Source organism: Methylobacterium sp. CM6247 (assembly GCF_054817925.1).
This window is the reverse complement of record NZ_JBTXKX010000003.1, coordinates 4,663,360-4,680,629: the sequence shown is the minus strand read 5'-3', so window position 1 is coordinate 4,680,629 and position 17,270 is coordinate 4,663,360. Positions and strand designations below refer to the sequence as shown.

The 17,270-nt window shown below is 66.6% G+C and carries 16 protein-coding genes and 3 tRNA genes; 12 read left to right on the top strand and 7 right to left on the bottom strand.

Features of this window, described 5'->3' with window-relative positions; genetic code table 11:
* The first annotated feature begins 126 nt into the window (after nt 1–126).
* From recJ to ACYQOP_RS23215, 3 genes are all read left to right on the top strand, one after another.
* Nucleotides 127–1,866 (top strand): single-stranded-DNA-specific exonuclease RecJ, encoded by a 1,740-nt coding sequence (gene recJ / locus ACYQOP_RS23225; RefSeq protein ID WP_461225438.1) that lies wholly within the window; start codon nt 127–129, stop codon nt 1,864–1,866.
* Between the two features lie 88 nt (nt 1,867–1,954).
* Nucleotides 1,955–2,038: transfer RNA gene (locus ACYQOP_RS23220), tRNA-Tyr, on the top strand.
* Nucleotides 2,039–2,120: 82 nt separating this feature from the next.
* A tRNA-Gly gene (locus ACYQOP_RS23215) sits at nt 2,121–2,194 on the top strand.
* A 209-nt stretch (nt 2,195–2,403) separates the two neighbouring features.
* Here the strand turns inward: ACYQOP_RS23215 and ACYQOP_RS23210 are convergent.
* From ACYQOP_RS23210 to ACYQOP_RS23190, 5 genes are all read right to left on the bottom strand, one after another.
* Entirely contained in the window at nt 2,404–3,771 is a 1,368-nt protein-coding gene (locus ACYQOP_RS23210) for a TAXI family TRAP transporter solute-binding subunit (RefSeq protein WP_461224396.1), read from the bottom strand.
* Nucleotides 3,772–4,195: 424 nt separating this feature from the next.
* Nucleotides 4,196–4,399 (bottom strand): CsbD family protein, encoded by a 204-nt coding sequence (locus tag ACYQOP_RS23205; RefSeq protein WP_056429224.1) that lies wholly within the window; start codon nt 4,397–4,399, stop codon nt 4,196–4,198.
* Nucleotides 4,400–4,477: 78 nt separating this feature from the next.
* A complete protein-coding gene (locus tag ACYQOP_RS23200) occupies nt 4,478–5,395 on the bottom strand; it encodes a PhnA-like protein (RefSeq protein ID WP_461224394.1) in 918 nt (305 codons plus the stop codon).
* A 90-nt stretch (nt 5,396–5,485) separates the two neighbouring features.
* Nucleotides 5,486–5,962, bottom strand: coding sequence for a CsbD family protein (locus ACYQOP_RS23195; RefSeq protein ID WP_461224392.1), 477 nt, complete (start codon nt 5,960–5,962; stop codon nt 5,486–5,488).
* 335 nt (nt 5,963–6,297) lie between these two features.
* Complete coding sequence (locus ACYQOP_RS23190; protein WP_419953934.1) at nt 6,298–7,755, bottom strand: PAS domain S-box protein; 1,458 nt, start codon at nt 7,753–7,755, stop codon at nt 6,298–6,300.
* 689 nt (nt 7,756–8,444) lie between these two features.
* Here ACYQOP_RS23190 and ACYQOP_RS23185 point away from each other — a divergent pair.
* The 9 genes from ACYQOP_RS23185 (at nt 8,445) to rplA (ending at nt 14,639) form a co-directional block, all read left to right on the top strand.
* On the top strand, nt 8,445–9,035 hold the full coding sequence (locus ACYQOP_RS23185; RefSeq protein ID WP_461224390.1) for an RNA polymerase sigma factor: 591 nt from the start codon (nt 8,445–8,447) through the stop codon (nt 9,033–9,035).
* The gene (locus ACYQOP_RS23180; RefSeq protein WP_461224389.1) at nt 9,028–9,720 is read left to right on the top strand and encodes an NrsF family protein; all 693 of its coding nucleotides are present in this window, start codon (nt 9,028–9,030) and stop codon (nt 9,718–9,720) included. Before ACYQOP_RS23185 ends, ACYQOP_RS23180 begins: the two co-directional genes overlap by 8 nt.
* Before the next feature lie 413 nt (nt 9,721–10,133).
* Nucleotides 10,134–11,324, top strand: coding sequence for an elongation factor Tu (tuf, locus tag ACYQOP_RS23175; protein ID WP_207412100.1), 1,191 nt, complete (start codon nt 10,134–10,136; stop codon nt 11,322–11,324).
* Nucleotides 11,325–11,445: 121 nt separating this feature from the next.
* The gene (locus tag ACYQOP_RS23170) at nt 11,446–11,988 is read left to right on the top strand and encodes an RNA 2'-phosphotransferase (RefSeq protein ID WP_419953931.1); all 543 of its coding nucleotides are present in this window, start codon (nt 11,446–11,448) and stop codon (nt 11,986–11,988) included.
* Between the two features lie 83 nt (nt 11,989–12,071).
* Nucleotides 12,072–12,148 (top strand) — tRNA-Trp (locus ACYQOP_RS23165).
* Between the two features lie 227 nt (nt 12,149–12,375).
* Entirely contained in the window at nt 12,376–12,678 is a 303-nt protein-coding gene (gene secE, locus ACYQOP_RS23160) for a preprotein translocase subunit SecE (RefSeq protein ID WP_056429694.1), read from the top strand.
* 67 nt (nt 12,679–12,745) lie between these two features.
* A complete protein-coding gene (gene nusG, locus ACYQOP_RS23155) occupies nt 12,746–13,279 on the top strand; it encodes a transcription termination/antitermination protein NusG (RefSeq protein WP_056429674.1) in 534 nt (177 codons plus the stop codon).
* Nucleotides 13,280–13,477: 198 nt separating this feature from the next.
* Entirely contained in the window at nt 13,478–13,927 is a 450-nt protein-coding gene (gene rplK / locus ACYQOP_RS23150; RefSeq protein WP_018044245.1) for a 50S ribosomal protein L11, read from the top strand.
* Nucleotides 13,928–13,940: 13 nt separating this feature from the next.
* Nucleotides 13,941–14,639: a 50S ribosomal protein L1 gene (rplA, locus tag ACYQOP_RS23145; protein ID WP_056429676.1), complete on the top strand. Its 699-nt coding sequence runs from the start codon at nt 13,941–13,943 to the stop codon at nt 14,637–14,639.
* A gap of 62 nt (nt 14,640–14,701) precedes the next feature.
* Here rplA and ACYQOP_RS23140 read toward each other — a convergent pair whose 3' ends face one another.
* Together ACYQOP_RS23140 and ACYQOP_RS23135 are read right to left on the bottom strand one after the other, a co-directional pair.
* The gene (locus tag ACYQOP_RS23140; protein WP_461225436.1) at nt 14,702–15,859 is read right to left on the bottom strand and encodes a YeeE/YedE thiosulfate transporter family protein; all 1,158 of its coding nucleotides are present in this window, start codon (nt 15,857–15,859) and stop codon (nt 14,702–14,704) included.
* A 62-nt stretch (nt 15,860–15,921) separates the two neighbouring features.
* On the bottom strand, nt 15,922–16,878 hold the full coding sequence (locus ACYQOP_RS23135) for a sulfurtransferase (protein ID WP_461224386.1): 957 nt from the start codon (nt 16,876–16,878) through the stop codon (nt 15,922–15,924).
* Nucleotides 16,879–17,270 lie beyond the last annotated feature (392 nt).

The following is a 17,270-nucleotide window of genomic DNA, read 5'->3' as shown; positions in this document are numbered from 1 at the left end:
CCACGCGTCACCGCGAAGCCGGCAGCGCAGTAGCGCCGGATAGCCCCGGCCGGGTAGACTGATTGCGTGTCAGCCGCCTCAGCCCTCGCCCCAACCCGCGCCTTCCTCGGCGTCACCCGCTCCATCATGGGGCGGCCCTGGCGTGACCGCTGCGGCGAGGCGGCCGCCCAGGCCTATGCCGCGACGATGGTTCAGGCCCATGGCCTGCCCGACCTTCTCGCCCGTGTCCTCGCCTCCCGTGGCGTCCGGCCCGACGAAGCGGAGGCCTATCTCCAGCCGCGACTACGCGACCTGATGCCGGACCCGTCCCGCCTGGTGGACATGGAAGGCGCGGCCGAACGGCTCGCCCGTGCGGTCGAAAGCCACGAGCATGTGGCGGTGTTCGGCGATTACGATGTCGATGGCGCGGCGAGCGCGGCGCTGATCGCCGGCTACCTACGTTCTCTCGGCCTGACGGTGGACATCCACATTCCGGACCGCATCACGGAAGGGTACGGCCCCAACGTGGCAGCGGTCACGTCGCTGGCGGAGGGCGGGGCAAAGCTCCTCGTCTGCGTCGATTGCGGCACGAGCGGCCACGAGCCCCTCGCAGCCGCGGCCGAGCTCGGCCTCGATGTGATCGTCCTCGATCATCACGGCGCACCGGAGGTCCTGCCCTCGGTGCGCGCCTTGGTGAACCCGAACCGGCTCGACGACATTTCGGGCTTCGGCCACCTCTGCGCGGCAGGTGTCGTCTTCCTCACCCTCGTAGCGCTCAACCGCCGCCTGAGGCGGGGAGGGAGGGAAGATCTGCCCGATCTCGCCGAATCCCTGGATCTGGTGGCGCTGGCGACGGTGGCCGACGTGGTGCCACTGACCGGCCTCAACCGCGCCTTCGTCGTCCAGGGACTGAAAGTGATGCGCGGCCGGGGCCGGATCGGCCTCGCCGCCCTGTTCGATGCGGCATCCTTGAGCGAGCCGCCGGAATCCTGGCATCTCGGATATCTCCTCGGTCCGCGCATCAATGCCGGCGGGCGCATAGGCCATGCGGGGCTCGGTGCCGCCCTTCTCACCAGCACCGATCAGGCCGAGGCGAACCGTATCGCCACCGAACTCGATCTCCTCAACCGCGAACGCCAGGGCATCGAGGCGCAGGCCGTTCTCGAAGCCGAGGCCGAGATGGATCGCGCCCTGACCCTGGATCCGGACAAGCCGGTCCTGGTGACCGCCTCCGCCACTTGGCATCCGGGCGTGGTCGGCCTCGTGGCGGCCCGCCTGAAGGAACGTTTCGGCCGACCGGCTTTCGCGTTCGCCCTACGGCCGGACGGGACGGCGACGGGGTCGGGCCGCTCCGTAGCCGGGGTCGATCTCGGATTTGCGGTGCGGGAGGCAGTGAATGCAGGCCTTCTCGTCAAGGGCGGCGGGCACGCCATGGCGGCTGGCGCAACGCTGCCGGGCCACGATCCCAGGCTCTTCGGCGAGTTTCTCGCCACCGCCCTCGCAGCAGCGGTGGCTGAGGCGAGGGCGGTGGAAGCGCTCCTCATCGACGGTACGGTGAGCGCGGGCGGTGCGACGGCGGAGGTGGTTCGCCTCGTCCAGCGCGCCGGGCCGTTCGGTGCCGGGGCGCCGGAGCCCGTCTTCGCCCTGTCGCATCACCGCCTCGTCGATGCGGGCATCGTCGGCAACGGCCATGTGCGCGCGCGCTTCAGGAGCCGGGATGGCCAGGCCATCGGCGCCATTGCCTTTCGTTCCGCGCAGGGGCCGTTGGGGCAGGCGCTCCTCGGCGGGATCGGGCAGGAATTCCACGTGGCCGGCACCCTCGCCATCGATACCTGGCGCGGCGGCGAGCGGGTGCAATTGCGCATCGGTGATCTCGCCACACCCTGAACTTTGCGCGCCCGCATGCGCAGGATGTGTTGACACCCGCGCAAGCCCTCACCATAAGGGCCCGCGCGCTGCCGAAAGGCGGTGGTTTGGGGGAATGTCCCGAGCGGCAAAGGGGGCGGACTGTAAATCCGCTGCGTAAGCTTCGTAGGTTCGAGTCCTACTTCCCCCACCAATCCATACCGACACGCTGGCAGCACGGCCGATGAAGGGATCACCTTCTCAAGACCGCGTCTCCATGCTATCGGGCGCCATATGCGGGTGTAGCTCAATGGTAGAGCAGCAGCCTTCCAAGCTGAATACCCGGGTTCGATTCCCGGTACCCGCTCCACTTTCTTCCCCGACCGATGCGAACGACGTTGCCGGGTGAGGCCGTCCTTCCCTCTCGGTGAACATGCAGGTGACGCCCCCGGCGCGGCGCCCCTCTTCCTCCTCGACCAGCATGAATAAGCAGCGCCTCAGGCCGGTCGAGCAGGCGGGCCCCACTGTCTGCCCTCATCAATCCGCCGCGACCGTTTCCGAGTTTGTTGTGCGCCCGGCCTATCCGGGAGAGTCGGGGGCGTAATGTCCGGCTGCGATCGTGCGTTTGACCGTGGACCGCGCGGCATCGATGGCGATGGCGGCGGCCGAGAGGGTCTTCGCCTCCGTCGGACGCTCCAGGGCGTGCTTGGCGATATCCCCGGCGAGATCGTCGATCTCACGGGCGAGGCCTTCGAGGCGCGTCGGGTCGGCGATGCCCTGCGCCTCCTGGCGGATCTGCAGGAGGCGGTCGGTGGCCTCCTCGATCCGTTCCCGGCGCAACCGCGACAGACGCTGTCCGATCCAGGCCAACGCCGAGCCGATACCGCCACCGAGGAAAGCGACGAGATAGATCCAGGTCTCGTAGCGTTCGATGAAGCCTTGCTGTTCGCGCTCGTAGAAATCGACGGCGCCCGGGTGGATCGGTAGCCGCGCGCTCGTCGCGCCGGCCGTGCTGTCGTAGCTCGGCGCCTGCATGTAGTCGGCGGCGGCGGTGACGTTGGCCATGCCGCTGCGCAGCTCGAACAAATGCTGGGTCACGTCTGCCGCGACAGGGCGGGACAGGCCGGCCCGCGCCATCAGGCGATAGGACGCTCCCACCGTGTGGACATCCTCGGCCGGAACTTTGGGACTGCCGCCGAACGTCTCGGCCGGCATGGTGACCGACTGCAGCCGCGGCATCCGTGCGACGATGGCATCGGCGTTCTCGACGGTCACGAAAGCGACCTTTCGCGTCTTGCTGGCCGCCTGAACGATGCCGACGATCCGCTGTGCCGTGGGCGCGGTCGGGGAAATGACCGAAACCACGGCATCGACCCGCTTTTTGGCGAATGCCGCCGGAAGCTCGGCTTCGGTCATCTCCACGAGGGCAACGTGGCGCGGCGGCAGCGGTCCGTCCGGGTCCTTGTCGAGCAGCGTCAGGCCATAATGCCCGACCATCGCCTTGATCAACGCCTGGTCGGCGTCGCGATGCGCGAGGATCGCGAGACGCTTCCGGTCGAGTTCGGGGAAACTCGTCAATCCGGATGGCTCGGGAGACGCGATGATCATGGCCTGATCGCGGAGGATCGCCAGGGTCAGAGCATTATCAGGCAGATCGACATCGGGGCGGACCACGGCGAGATCGGCGCGACCCTCCTGTAGGGCGGCGGCACTGTCCCTGACATCGTCGAGGGCGATGACCTTGAGACGGATCTCCTTGTGCCGCCGGGCAAGAGCATCGGCATAGGCCTGGATCAGCGCCGGCTCGGTCCCGTCCTTCGGCGCGACCGCGATGGTAAGGACCGTCGCCCGCGAGATCCAGTAGGCCGTGGCGGCTCCCAGGCCGAGCAGCACGGCCAGGAGGAGGAAGACGAATTCACGGCGAATGATGCGGCCGGCGAATTTCATGTCTCGGCACTCCGCTCGCCGCTTTGCCGGACGGCACGCTGCATCATGCCACGCCGGAGGGCAGGGCGTGGGGATCGTGCCGGCGGGATCACGCGAGACCGAGGTGGAGCGATGTCAGCGGGGCCGACGCGGCTGTGTGGTGGCCCGGCCGCTGAGACGGCGGGTGATATAGGCGATGATCTTCGGAAGCACGAAAACGGTCAGGAGTTTACGGAGGATCGAGACTTTCCGGAATGAGGGGGATCGGCGCTCGAGACCGGCAGCAAACCTGGTGTGAGACCGAGGGGCTGGTGACCGCTGCCTGCACGGAGGACCGACGAGACACGTTCTTTGACAGTGCGGCAGGCGGCGCGAACCCAATCGGCTCCGCCGAAATATCCGCATGCGCGTGGAGGCAGAGCGGCGCTCTGCCTCGCTTGCCAGTTCAGCGCTTGCCGGTGACCGTGTCGACCACCGAGGCGACGCCGTCCTTGGCCTCGCCGACGGTGCGCTGGGCCTCGCCCTTGAGTTCCTGGGCCTTGCCCTCGGCGACCAGCGTGTCGTTGCCCGTGACCTTGCCGGCCGCCTGCTTGACGTTGCCGGCGGCTTCGTTGGCGAGGCCCTTCAGCTTGTCCGTGGTGCTGCTCATGGGGATGCTCCTTCGGTTCGGGAATGAGGATCGTAGGGGGAGGTCCGGCCGGTCGCGGGTGACCGGCCGGGGAGTGGCTCAGGCGCGGCGGGCGCCGTAGCTGTCGGCGAGGGTGTGGAGCTTCGGGGCGCCGAGGCGGCCGCCGAAGAAGCCGGCGAGCGCGCCGAGGATCAGGGCGAGCGCGCCGTAGAAGGCGCCCTGGGTGGCGGCGGACTTGGCGGCGACGGCGGCAGCCTCAGCCTTCTGCTTGGCGGTGGCGACGGTCTCTTCGTACTGCTTGCGGTAGTCCTGGATCTGCGTCTTGGCCTGGTCGACCGGGATGCCCTGGGCCTTGGCCAACGCGTCGGCGGCACGGTTCTCGGCCTGGGCCTTCTGGCTCGGATCACCCGTGAACAGGGCGCGGATCGCGGCGACGGCGGCGTCCTTGGCGGCCTGCGGGTCCTGGCCGGCGGCCTGGTTGCGGACGCTCTGCTCGATACCGTCGAGCGGGTTGGTGATCTTCGACAGCGACGGGGCGGCGGCCTGGGCCGCGGTCTGCACGGTGCCGCCGACCAGCGAGCCGGCTCCGCCCAGCGTGCTGGTCACGCCGGAGAAGGCTCCGCCGATGAGGCCACCGGCCGCCGAGGTGAGGAGGTAGAGCACCACGAGGGTGGTCACCGCCCAGGAGACGAGGCCGTGCAGGCCGGCGGCGCCCGTGACGGGCTTGCCCGATAGACGCCCGGCGATGAAGCCGCCCGCCAGAGCCGCCACGATGCCCGAGACGATGAACCAGACGCCGGCGCTGAGCGACAGGGTCGAGGCGGCCGGGTTGTCGGCGGCCACCGGTCCGACGCTGGACAAGCCGATGCCGACGCCGACCATGTTGAGGATGACCTGGGTCACCAGGGCGGTGACGGCGCCGGCGAAGATCGCGCCCCACGACACCTGGTTCAGCAGGACGGTGCGGGTGTCGGCGGCGGCGATCGGCGATGCCGGAATGTTGGCGGAAGAAGACACGTGACAAAGCTCCGAGGTCGTCGGCAAACCGAAGGATTCGGTCGTCCGAGCGGGGAAGGACGAAGGGGAAAGTCTAGGGATGGCGGGAGCTTAGTCGCGCCCGTGGACGAGGAGGCCGATTCCGTAGCCGAGGAGGCCGGCGGCCAGCAGGGCGGCCACGGGATGTTCGGCAACCCGATAGGTCATCTCCCGACCACCCCGGCGCAGGTTGTTGCCAAGGTTGTGGTAGGCATCTTCGGCGTCATCGTAGGCCTCGCGTGCGGCATTGCGCACGGAGCGTTCGGCACGCTCATAGGTTTCGCCGGCGGCGTCCTGAGCCTCACGCACACGGGCCTTGATCTCACCCCCGTCTGGACCGGCAACGTCGTCGATGGCGTTGCGGGTGGTACTGGCAGCCTCGACGATCGCGTCTTTGGCTTGGCCGTAAAGGTTCTCGGCCTCGCCTTGGACTTCGCGTGCACGGCCCTCGACGGAATTTCGGTTCGAACCGGTCAGATCGCCGACAGCCCCCTGGATCTTCCCACCGAGTTCCTCGGCGGCTCCAGTGATCCGATTGGTATCGACCATGGTATTCCCCCTGTTTACGTACTCATTCGATAGGATCGCGCTGGTATTACCCAGAATACGCCAGACCGAAGATTTCGCTTCGGACAACCGTCCAGATCAGAGAAGTTTCCGCTGATTTTTCATTAGTCGGCGATCTTTACGTCACCGAACATTTCGATGACGACGTATTTGATCGATGCATTTGTAGTATGCGCCTCTGCTGCAGATTTAGTCTCGTTCAGATATCCATTGGATGTTCTTGGCGCGCGCACCTGCATGCCTTGCAGTTCGACATCTTAACTGGCGCGCATCACCCGCCAATCAATGGTTAATTTGTACTGGTAGAGGGATTTTATTTAACCGGTTGATCCGGCCGGAAACCCATTGTTCCGTCCCCAGACGATGGCTTCGGAACGCTTGTGCACGCCGAGCTTGCGGTAGAGGGCGGCGGCGTGGTTGCGCACGGTGTTTCGGGACAGGGTCAGGCGCTTGGCGATGGCATCGTCACCGAGCCCGGAGCAGATGAGATCGAGGATCTGCCGCTCGCGCACCGTCATGTTCGGTGCGATCGCATCCATGTGATCGCCTCCCGGCCCGCGCAGGTTGGCGAGTTTGTCGATGAGCCCGCGACTGAACCAGGACGTATCGGCCATGACGGTCTCGATGGCCTCGAACAGGTCACGCTCGCCGCGCTTGCGCTCCGTGATGTCCTGCAGGACGAGGAGTGCGTAGACATCGTCCCCGATCTCGACTCGTTCGGCCGAGACGAGGCAATCGAGGCTGGTTCCGTCCTGGTGGCAGAGGCAGACTTCAAGGCCGATGACGTAGCCGGTCAGAGCCACCGCGCTCTCGAATTTCTCGCGGGCCGCCTCGTGAACCCAGAGCCCGAGTTCCGCGGGCGAACGCCCGGCGACCGTATCGCTGGCATGGCCGAAGACCCGGCTGAAGGCCTCGTTCACCCCCGTGATCGTGAAACCGTCCGCCCGTGCCAGCACGGTTGGCACGGGGGTCAGGCGGAATGCCTTGGCGAAACGCTCCTCGCTCTGGCGCAAAGCCATCTCGGCCTTCCGGCGCAATTCGAGGTCGGCGAAGGTGAAGAGCATGCAGGCTTCTTCGCCGAGCTCCATCGGCTGGCCGGCGACGATGACGTGACGCTCGCCCCCGTCGGGCAGATCGAGACAGGCCTCCATCTGCGGGATGGTGCCACCCTCGTTCAGGCGCGAGATGGCCAGGTCCCGGTTGCGGGCGCCCGCCAGCACATCGACCTCGTAGACGCTGCGGCCGATGACGGCATCCCGGGTGTAGCCCGTCATCTCGAGGAACCCGAGATTGACCTTCACGTGGCGCAGGTCGGAGAGCCGGCAGATCACGGCAGGGGCCGGATTCGCGTTGAAGGTCTTCTCGAAGCGATCCTCGGCCTCGAACTGGTCCGAGACGTCCTTCAGGATGAGGGCGAGGCAACTCGGATTGCCCTCCCGATCCGTGGCCACGAGACTGCGGAGGGAATGGACGAAGGTCACGTCCGGCTTGTCGGTCCGGGTCACCTCGACGATCACGTCGTGGAACGTCTCGCCGGATACGACGCGCTCGATCGGATATTGATTGGGGGTGCGATTGTTGCGGTAGCGCAGGGCGAAACGCTCGCGATAGGCATCGACCGTTTCCCCGAGCACGTCCATGGATTCCACGCCATGCATCGCCAGGGCAGCCTCGTTGGCATAGGCGATGGTCTGATCCGGCTCGACCAGGATCACCCCCTCGCTGAGGCCGGCGATGATCTGCCGGAGTTCGTACCTGTCGACGCCAAGTGTCACCGTCGCTCCCACCGCTCCCCGATCCGGGCCACAGCCCCGCCTTCAACAGATGCATGCGTAAGCAGTTCCAGGGTAAAGCGTCGAAACACTGGTATATCTCGCTGAACTCAGCCCTCTTGATTTCGGTGCGCCCATTCATGATGACGATTGGCGAACTTAAATATTCATTATCTGATGAAACAGGACCCGTTCTTTACCTTGAGAAGTTACGCTCTGAACATCGAGACAAATCAATTTACAAATAAAGATTCGACCTAAAAAGAAACCGAGGAACAACGCGCCCTATTCATTCATCGCTCGAAAGTTTTTGGTGTGGGCACGCGGAAGCAAGAGGCGGAAAGTCCCGCGTTCCAACGGGGGTAGCATCGTCACGGAGCGAGCCTGCGTGTCCCCGGCCCGCGACCATCGCTGCCCCTGACGTAACCGGGAGCGTGTGATCGCCGAAATCCGTCTCAGAGCCGCCGTCGAACCTGAGTTGCGATAAGGGGACCGTTCCACATGAGCACGCTTGCCCGCGCTCCAGCCGTCGCGGCGGAATGCCGTTGCCACGATCTCGATGGCGGAGGGCGGTGTGGCCAAGTCCCCGGCAGCGAATTAGAGTCTTGGCGATGAGCCTGGCGCAGGCGGCATATTCGGGCCGCTTCTCCGTCCTACCGGCTCGGTCCGAAGCCCCCGGAAGCATCGCGTCCATGCCCGCCCGATCGACGCCATCGTCCGGCGAGGCGTCACTGGCAGCTGCGATGCAGGCGGCTCAGAACGGCGATGCCGTCGCCTATCGCCAATTCCTGCGAGACTGCGTGCCCGTCATCTCCGCGATGGCGAGGGCCAAGGGCGTGCAGGGGCCGAGCCTCGACGATGTGGTCCAGGACACTCTGCTGACGATCCACCGGGCGCGGGCAAGCTACGACCCGTCCAGGCCCTTTCTCCCGTGGCTCCGCGCGATCGCCCATCGGCGCGCCATCGACGCCATGCGGTACGACAGCCGTCGGCCACGAGAGGTCCACGATCCGATCGCCTACGAGACACGCGCCGATGATGGGCCCCCGCCCGGGCACGATCTTGAAATCCGAGCCCGGCGTCGGGCCGTGACCGAGGCCGTCGCCCATCTTCCCCCGGGGCAGCGCGAGGCGATCGAACACATCGCCCTGCGCGAGCTGTCCCTCGAGGAGGCGTCAGTTCTCACCGGGCGGACCAAGACGGCGCTGAAAGTCAATTTCCATCGGGCTCTGAAAGCCCTGCGTGCCGCTCTCTCATCCAGCAAGGAGGGCTCGGATGTCTGATCCCGCCAGCCACGAACGTCTCGTCGAGGAGCTGGCCCGGTCGCTCGCGCCGGTCCGCCCGCTGCCGGGGCCGGGATGGCGGGCCGTCGCCTGGTTCTCCGCCGTGCTCGCCCTGGCCATCCTCCTGCTGCCCCTGTCCGACGCCGCCGGCCTGCAACTGCGCCTCGGCGTTCCGGATCTTCGCTATGCCGCGCTCGGGGCGATGTTGACCAGCATGGCCGCAGCCTTCGCGGCCTTCCAGAGCAGCGTGCCGGGCCGCAGCCGGGCCTGGGCTCTTCTACCGATTCCGCCTCTGGTTGTGTGGCTCGGCGTCAGCGGGCTCGGTTGCCTGCGGGCCTGGCTCGCTCCGGCTTCGAACCTCGCCGAAACTGGAGAGATGCGCGGCTGCTTCGTCTTCCTGATGGGCGTCTCTCTGCCGCTCTCAATCCTGCTCGTCACGATGTTGCGCCGGGCCTGCCCCTTGAACCCGAGCCTCACGGCGGCTCTCGGAGGCTTGGCCGTCGCGGCGGCGGCAGCGGCGCTTCTGGTACCGTTCCATCCCCACGACGCCACCGCGACGGATCTGGCGGTGCACCTCGTGGCCGTTTTCATCGTGGTCGGCCTCAACGGACTCCTCGGCGGCCGCATCCTCGAAGGCGCACCCCGCCGACGCCCGGCCGCCACGGCGTCGGAGGCCGATCCGTAGGCGGGCCGGCGCGGCGCTTCCGATCGAGCGGGGCCCCGCGGCGGCCGTTTTAGGTGGCCGTGATCGTGCCGCGCTAACGTCCTTCGACCGGCCCCTCCGTCCGCCGGCGACACGCATGACCGTGCCATCTCCCTCGGCGCATATCTTCACGCCGACCGACAGTCTCGTCGTTCCCATCTTAAACGAGCGTGCGGCCGGTGCCGTCGTTCGCGGAACGGTATGACTCCGCATCCGAGGTCGAGGCCGGACAGCGAATGGACGACCAAGCCGCAGGCTCGATTCGGCCTCCACAGTCATCATCCCTTGATCATCTGACGCCAAGCCTCTATCCGGGCGGCGTCTTTCGCCCGGCTCGACACCTCGAGCGCCGCCCTGGGCGACCGCTCATGTGACTTTGTCTTAGGAATGTGACGATGGCCAAAGAGAAATTTGCCCGCACCAAGCCGCACTGCAACATTGGCACGATTGGTCACGTCGACCACGGCAAGACGTCGCTGACGGCTGCGATCACGAAGGTCCTGGCGGAGTCGGGTGGCGCGACGTTTACGGCCTACGACCAGATCGACAAGGCCCCCGAGGAGAAGGCGCGCGGCATCACGATCTCGACGGCTCACGTCGAGTACGAGACGGCCAACCGTCACTACGCCCACGTCGATTGCCCCGGCCACGCCGATTACGTGAAGAACATGATCACGGGTGCCGCCCAGATGGACGGCGCGATCCTGGTCGTGTCGGCCGCCGACGGCCCGATGCCCCAGACCCGCGAGCACATCCTGCTGGCCCGTCAGGTCGGCGTGCCGGCGCTGGTGGTGTTCCTCAACAAGGTCGACCTCGTCGACGACGAGGAGCTCCTCGAGCTCGTCGAGATGGAGGTGCGCGAGCTCCTCTCCAAGTACGACTTCCCCGGCGACGACATCCCGATCACCAAGGGTTCGGCCAAGGTGGCTCTCGACAACGGCGACAAGGCCGTCGGCCATGACGCCGTGCTGGCCCTGATGGCCTCGGTGGACGCCTACATCCCACAGCCGGAGCGTCCGATCGACAAGCCGTTCCTGATGCCGATCGAGGACGTGTTCTCGATCTCGGGCCGCGGCACCGTGGTGACGGGTCGCGTCGAGCGCGGCATCGTCAAGGTCGGCGAGACCGTGGAGATCGTCGGCATCCGCGACACCCAGACCACCACGGTCACGGGCGTCGAGATGTTCCGCAAGCTGCTCGACCAGGGCCAGGCCGGCGACAATGTCGGCGTGCTCCTGCGCGGCACCAAGCGTGAGGACGTCGAGCGCGGCCAGGTCGTGTGCAAGCCCGGCTCGGTCAAGCCCCACACCAAGTTCAAGGCCGAGGCCTACATCCTCACCAAGGAGGAGGGCGGTCGCCACACCCCGTTCTTCACCAACTACCGGCCCCAGTTCTACTTCCGCACCACCGACGTGACCGGTGTCTGCGAACTGCCCGAGGGCACCGAGATGGTGATGCCCGGTGACAGCGTCACCATGGACGTCACCCTCATCGTCCCCGTCGCCATGGAAGAGAAGCTCCGCTTCGCCATCCGTGAAGGCGGACGCACCGTCGGCGCAGGCGTCGTCGCAGCCATCAACGACTGAGAATGCGGAGAGCCGCGCCGTTTCGGCGACGCGGCTCGCCCCACCTGTAATGTTCGAAAGAGCCGGCTTCGCGCCGGCTCTTTTGTTTTGAGCGAACGCCACCGGGAAACAGGAGCCCGTCGTGAGCAAGGAAACCAGCAAGTTTCTCAGCTACGTGCTGCGGCATGCCCCGGATGCGATCGGGATCACCCTGGATCGTCAGGGGTGGGTCGACATCGACACCCTGCTTGCGGCCGCCCTCCGATCCGGGACAGCCATCGATCGCGTTACCCTCGACGAGATCGTCGCCACGAGTGACAAGAAACGCTTCACCCTGTCGCCGGACGGTTCGCGGATTAGGGCGGCCCAGGGGCATTCCGTCGAGGTGACCCTGGATCTCGCTCCCTGTAAACCGCCGCCCATCCTGTTCCATGGCACCGCGATCCATGCGGTTCCGGCCATCCTGGCCGACGGCCTCAGGCCCGGCGCGAGGAACCACGTCCATCTCTCCTCCGAGGCGGAAACCGCCCGCCGCGTCGGCCGGCGGCACGGGAAACCAGCCGTCCTCACCGTCGCGGCGCAGAGCATGTGGCAGGCCGGCACGCATTTCTACCGTGCGGACAACGGTGTCTGGCTCGTCGGGCATGTGCCGCCAGCCTATCTTGGCCGGTTCGAGGAGCCGTGACAGCTGTACCATCGCAATTTCGGCGGCGGCACGCCTTGGGCTCTTGCGCCGGCGGAAATGATCGGGCATTGAGCGTCCCGCGTAGGAGTGTAGCTCAACTGGTCAGAGCGCCGGTCTCCAAAACCGGAGGTTGCGGGTTCGAGTCCCTCCACTCCTGCCAGTGTTATCCTTAAGCGCAATGCCGGATCGGCCTCCCGTCGGGAATGTCGAACCGGAGCGTGTCTCCGGCTTTCTGTCGACATGTCCGCGACGGTCGACAAGACCCGGGACTTGCGCTAGAGCGTTCGCATTCCGAGATCGGTAAATGTGTTCGGTGCGGGCTTCGACCAGAGCCTCCGCACCGGTCCGCTTTCCGGTCAGGGCCGATTTTCCCTGTTGTTGGCATCAATGGCATCGAACGAAGCAACGAAGAAGGCGGATCTGGCGCGCACTCCGCAGCGCGGCGCCGCCACGCCGACGCCGCCTCGGGGCACTCCGCCCGTGCGGCCCGCGCCCAAGCGCGTCGGCCCGGCCGAGTTCCTGTCCCAGGTGCGCGACGAGGGCCGCAAGGTCACGTGGCCGAGCCGCAAGGAGACCACCGTGACGACGATCATGGTGTTCATCATGGTGGTGGCGGCGAGCATCTTCTTCACCGTCGTGGACCAGGCACTGCGCTACATCGTGACCCTGATCCTCGGGGTCGGCGCCTAGAACAACTGAGTCTTCCTGGGCGCGTCGTCGCGACCGGGCAGGCCGACGTCAGGATTTGGTGAGAACCGTGTCGAAACGCTGGTACATCGTCCACGCCTACTCGAATTTCGAGAACAAGGTCGCGCAGTCCATCAAGGATCAGGCGGCGCAGCGCGGGCTGATGGAGCTTTTCGACGAGGTCATGGTTCCGACCGAGAAGGTCGTCGAGGTTCGCCGCGGCCGCAAGGTCGATGCCGAGCGCAAGTTCTTCCCGGGCTACGTCCTGGTGAAATGCGATCTCACCGACGAAGTCTACCACCTCATCAAGAACACCCCGAAGGTCACGGGCTTCCTCGGCGCCGACAAGTCGAAGCCGGTGCCGATTCCCGATTCCGAGGCGGAGCGTATCAAGGGGCAGGTCGCCGAGGGCGTCGATCGTCCCAAGCCTTCGATCTCCTTCGAGATCGGCGAGACCGTCCGCGTCTCCGACGGTCCCTTCGCATCCTTCAACGGCACCGTCGAGGAAATCGACGAGAGCCGTTCGCGCCTCAAGGTCGCCGTGTCGATCTTCGGTCGCGCCACTCCGGTGGAACTCGAATACGCTCAGGTCGAGAAGGTCTGATCGTCAGGCGAATGACGAAACGCGGATGGCGAAGGTAGGCAAAGCCTCCTCGTCGTCCGTGATTCGCGTTCGTCATAACCCGCGGGAGGTCCGCCCGGTTTGCCGCCGGGATCCACGGATCGCACCGCGACCTGCAACCGCTCGTATCGTTCGTGCTCGAGGCAGCCGGGCGACGGGCTACATTTGGGAGCAGTCCCTATGGCAAAGAAGATCACGGGCTACGTGAAGCTTCAGGTTCCGGCCGGCGCCGCGAACCCGTCGCCGCCCATCGGTCCCGCGCTCGGTCAGCGCGGCCTCAACATCATGGAATTCTGCAAGGCCTTCAACGCGAAGACCTCTCAGATCGAGAAGGGCACGCCGATCCCGGTCGTCATCACGGCGTATCAGGACCGCTCCTTCACCTTCGAGATGAAGCAGCCGCCGGTCACCTTCTTCCTGAAGAAGGCTGCCGGTCTGAAGATCGGCAAGAAGCCGGCTTCCGGCTCCAAGACTCCGGGCAAGGGCCCGACGGTGGGCAAGGTCACCGAAGCTCAGCTTCGCGAGATCGCCGAGAAGAAGATGCCCGACCTGAACTGCGACTCGGTTGACGCCGCCGTCGCCATGATCCGTGGCTCCGCGCGGGCCATGGGCCTCGACGTCGTCGCTTAAGGGGGAGGGCACAATGGCACATGAAGGCAAGCGCATCCGCGCCGCCCGCGAGGGCATCGACGCGCTCAAGCTCTACCCGATCGCCGAGGCGATCGCCCTGGTGAAGCAGAAGGCCAGCGCCAAGTTCGACGAGACCGTTGAGATCTCGATGAACCTCGGCGTCGACCCGCGCCACGCCGACCAGATGGTCCGCGGCGTCTGCAACCTGCCGAACGGCTCCGGCCGTACCGTGCGGGTGGCGGTGTTCGCCCGCGGCGCCAAGGCCGACGAGGCCAAGGCCGCCGGTGCCGACATCGTCGGCGCAGAGGACCTGCTCGAGATCGTCCAGAGCGGCAAGATCGAGTTCGACCGCTGCATCGCGACCCCGGACCTGATGCCGCTCGTCGGTCGTCTCGGCAAGGTGCTCGGCCCGCGCGGCCTGATGCCGAACCCGAAGGTCGGCACCGTCACCATGGACGTGAAGTCCGCGGTCGCCGGCGCCAAGGGCGGTTCGGTGGAGTTCCGCGTCGAGAAGGCTGGCATCGTCCATGCCGGCATCGGCAAGGTCTCCTTCGACGAGACCAAGCTCGTCGAGAACATCAAGGCGTTCGCCGACGCGGTGGCCAAGGCCAAGCCGGCCGGCGCCAAGGGCACCTACATCCAGCGCATCGCCGTCACGTCGTCGATGGGCCCCGGTGTGAAGGTCGAGCCGTCGACCGTGCTGACCGCCTGATCGGTAGTCACCTCACGAAAATAGGAAACGCCCGGCTGTCATGGCCGGGCGTTTTCTTTTGTCTAAGCGAGAAGCTTCAGACGCCTGCCAGCGAGGAGCGTCGCGGTGAGGCCGGCGAACATCGCCGCGCCGAAGACCCATCCGGATGCGGCGCCTGCCATGATTCCCGATAGCAACGTTCCGACGCTGCAGCCGAGACCGGTCATGGCGCCCCAGCCGAGGAGAAGGCCGCCGACGAGACCGCGCACGGCCTGGCCCTGCGTCGGCAGGGCGGGGCGGAACTCCCCCGCCGCCAGAGCGGCGGCCAGGGACGCCGCGACGAGCCCCGCGATGAATACCCCGTTCGGCGTCAGGATTGCATCGCGGATGGCGGTGGCGCAGCCACGAAACCCGTCGAGCCCTTCGAGGCGCGCGGGCAGGAGATCGAGCCCGGCAGCGGCCTGCCTCGCCCGTCCGCCAATCTCGGCGGTGACGCCGAGGGGGCCGACCCTGAGATACGCCAAGGTTCCGAGAGCGCCGACAGCGAGTCCGCCGAGCCAGGTCGGCCAACGCTCGACGAAGACGGCACGCAGCGGCGCGACGCGCCTCGATGGCGCCGCATCGGCGGGCGGCAGCCACCGCAGGAGAGGCACCGCGAGAGCCGCCAGGACCGCGAGAGTGAGGACGAGGCTGCCGGCATAGCCGAGATGCCGGGGCAGCCAGATGACGGGCGCCTCCGAAATGCTGGCGAGATAGAGCGTGTTCCAGGTGAGAAAGCCGAGGACGAAGCCCAGGGCTGTTCCGACCAGGGCGAACGGTGCCGTGGGAGATCCCTCGCCGAGGCGGTAGAGATGAGCGCCGATGCAAGAGCCTGAGATCGCCATGCCTGCTCCAAAGGCGGCACCGGCAAGGGCGAGGATCGGCCCGACGGGACCGATATGGGCGTCGGGCGGCAACCGCGCCCCACTCGGATCGGGCAGCCATGCCCCCAGCACGACAGCATAGCCGACCGTGCCGGCGGCGAGCGCGGCGAGGATGCCGAGGGCGCCGCGCGGGTCTCGCCGGTCGATCAGATCGCGCCACAGGCAGAAGAAGCAGAAGCGCGAGCGCTGGAGCACGAAGCCGAAAAGGGCTCCGAATGTCAGCGAGAGCGCGAGCCGGCTGCTGCCGGGATCGCCGGAGAGATTCAAGGCGGCGGCCAGGATACCCGCACCGATCAGGGCCGCTGACGTGACCCGCAACGGCACGGGGGAACGCCCGGTCGAAGGACCGGGCGCTGGAGGTTCGGATATCGGCGAGGCCGTCACTTGCCCGACCACACCGTCCCGGCGAGGTTCACCACCGGCACGCCGACGGCGTTTCCGTATTCCGTCCAGGAACCGTCGTAATTCCGCACGGGGTAGCCGAGGACGCGGCTGAGCACGAACCAGGAATGGCTCGAGCGCTCGCCGATGCGGCAGGAGGTGATGACCGGCTTGGACCCATCGATCCCCACATCGGCGTAGAGCTTCTTCAGCTCCGGCACGGATTTCAGGGTGCCGTCCGGGTTCACGGCCTTGGCCCAGGGCACGTTCACCGAACCGGGGATATGGCCTGCCCGGATCGCGAGTTCCTGCACGCCTGCCGGCGCGATGAGCTTGCCCGAGAACTCATCCGGCGAGCGGATATCGAGGATCGTCTCGTCCCGCTCCTTGCGCGCCACGGCGAGCACGTCCGCGAGACGGGCGCGCTGGCCCGTCGAGACCGGCGTGACGGGGAAGGCCGAGGCGGCCACGTCGGGGCTGCGGGTATCGAGCTGCCGCTTCTCGGCCTCCCATTTCTTGCGGCCACCATCGAGCAGCTTCACGTTGTCGACGAGACCGTACTGCGCGAACACCCAAGCCCCCCAAGCGGCGAACCAGTTGTTGTTGTCGCCGTAGAGGATCACCGTGGTGTCGCGGTCGATGCCGAGACGCCGGATCAGGGCGGCGAACTTGTCCGGTCCCGCGATGTCGCGGCTCACCGTCTCCACGAGATCCGTGTGCCAGAGGACGTTCTGCGCATTGGGTATGTGGCCGCGCTCGTACACGCCCGGCTCCACGCTGACCTCGACGATCCGCAGCTTCGGCGAGCTTAGGTTGGCCTCGAGCCACTCGGTGGATACGAGAGGGTTGGTTTGAGCCTGTTTCTGTTCGGCGGCATGCGCCGCCACATGCCCGATCGTCGGCAACGCCAAGGCGGCCAGCGCGATACGAGCGGCAAGAAGGGTTCTGAAGGACACGGGCGCGCTCCGGCGAGGATAAGGTCGTCGCGTCGCGGTGGGCTGTGCTCGGCCGTCGACCGTGCCGCCCGGGTCGTATCGTCGACCACGGGCCATGCCCCGAAACTTGACAATATGATGGTGCTTCCGATCGCCAGCAGAATCAATACAATGGTTTTTCAAATATTTGCGTGATGTTGGAATATAGGTTCCAATGCGAGCCTAAAAAGACAGGGATTATCTTCGCCATTGAACCGTCCGTGAAAGCCGATGAATCCGATGACGGCGGCTACCCGGAACCGGGTCCGAGATACCCTGCAGCGCCGGAGCCCTGAGCGTGGATAATTCCTCGCTGGGTAGCCCGAGGGCTTTGCGGCCCGTCCGCACGAGCCCGCTCCCGGATTCCGACGCTG